Genomic DNA, 1,670 nt, shown 5'->3' on the forward strand with positions numbered 1-1,670 from the left:
CTTATAAAAAAGGAGGGCTGCCATTTTTTAGGATGCCCTCTTTTTTATTTATTTTTTAACCTTTGGTAAAATTTTATTTAATGGCACTTTTTTCTCTTTTACCCATGTACTTTCATCATTCGGATTAAACTGTTCAATAAATGAAATGACTTCTTTTGTGATTGGAGTTGGTGTAGATGCTCCTGATGTCACGGCAACGGTTGATGCATTCTTAATCCACTCAATATTTAGCTCAGTTACATCGGCAATACGGTAGGCGTTTGTTCCGGCAATTTCTTGTGAAACCTGTGCGAGCCGGTTTGAGTTATTGCTTTTTGGATCGCCGACGACAATAAGGACATCAGCTTCACCGGCTTGTTCGGCAACAGCCTCCTGACGAACCTGGGTTGCTAAGCATATTTCTTTGTGGAATTCAGCATGTGGATATTTCTCCTTAATTTGCTCCATCACATGCTTAACATCCCATTGGCTCATTGTTGTTTGATTCGTGACAACAATTTTTTCGCTATGAATATTTAATGCATTGACATCATCTATCGTTTCAACAAGGTGAACATCGTTAGGAGCTACTCCTACAGCTCCTTCTGGTTCTGGATGCCCTTTTTTGCCAATGTAGATAATTTTAAAGCCTTCTTTTGTTTTTTCCTTAATTAAATCATGGGTTCTCGTAACATCAGGGCACGTTGCATCTATAGTAATGAGTCCTTTTTGCTTTGCCAATTCCCTCACTTGAGGAGAAATTCCATGTGCTGTGAAAATAACAGTACCTTTATCGACCTTTTCAAGAATCTCTAAACGATTGCTTCCGTCAAGTGTAATGATGCCCTCTTCTTCAAAAGCATCGGTTACATGTTTGTTATGAACAATCATTCCAAGAATATAAATGGGCCTAGGCAAATTTTTATCGAGTGCAGCATTTCTCGCAATTACCATGGCATCTACAACACCGTAGCAGTAGCCCCGCGGTGAAATTTTAATAATCTCCATGATCAAAGAAACCCCCTTAAGTTTGAATCTATATATGGTGACTAATTATGTTATATTAGTTCAATTGGATAAATGAACAAATCACGTATACTATTATATCGGACATTTGATCATAATAATACTAAAAGAGAATTCCAAAGGTAGTGTTTCTCATCATGGACATAAAAAATTATTCCGTAAGCAGATTATTTAAACGTAAAGCTTCGGCATGGAGGTTCCTATTTCACTCTTTTTTTCGCTTTGAATGGAAATCTGTTCGGATGTCCCTTCTTTTTTCTTAGTTTGTTTAGCAGTTTTTTTTGTCTTGGCGGGCTCCTTTTTTTCCTGAGCTTTCTCTTCCGTGTCATCTGATGAGTTTTTTAATCCTCGATAAAGCTTCCATATCGCTGGAATGTTTTTTACCATTGGCCCATATTGCTGTACCATTGGCCCGAATTGCTGAGCTGAGTTTAATACTTTCTGTGTATTTTCTAAGAAGCCTGAAATAGCCCCTGGATTACTAAGAGTTTTTAGGATTCCCCCTGCACCGTTACCTCCAGCTCCGGCTGCTCTGCTTGCTGTTTGCAGCGGTCCAGCCCCTATACCGCGAGCCTGTTGGTTCCCGCGGCCTAACAGCTTGGATAGCAAGCCACCGCCGCCCTGTCTCATTTGCGGTGGTCCACCTGGTCCCCTAAATCCTCCGC

General features: G+C 40.2%; 2 protein-coding genes. Both read right to left on the reverse strand.

All coding sequences use genetic code 11. The annotated features are described in order from the left end of the window. Nucleotides 1–48 precede the first annotated feature (48 nt). Nucleotides 49–987 (reverse strand): 4-hydroxy-3-methylbut-2-enyl diphosphate reductase, encoded by a 939-nt coding sequence (locus V7149_RS23980; RefSeq protein ID WP_335348085.1) that lies wholly within the window; start codon nucleotides 985–987, stop codon nucleotides 49–51. A 189-nt stretch (nucleotides 988–1,176) separates the two neighbouring features. After that, nucleotides 1,177–1,670: VrrA/YqfQ family protein (gene vrrA / locus V7149_RS23985; protein WP_335348086.1), on the reverse strand; the 494-nt coding region annotated here is incomplete at its 5' end.

It is taken from the genome of Bacillus sp. JJ1503, from assembly GCF_036965125.1.
Classification (GTDB): domain Bacteria; phylum Bacillota; class Bacilli; order Bacillales; family Cytobacillaceae; genus Cytobacillus.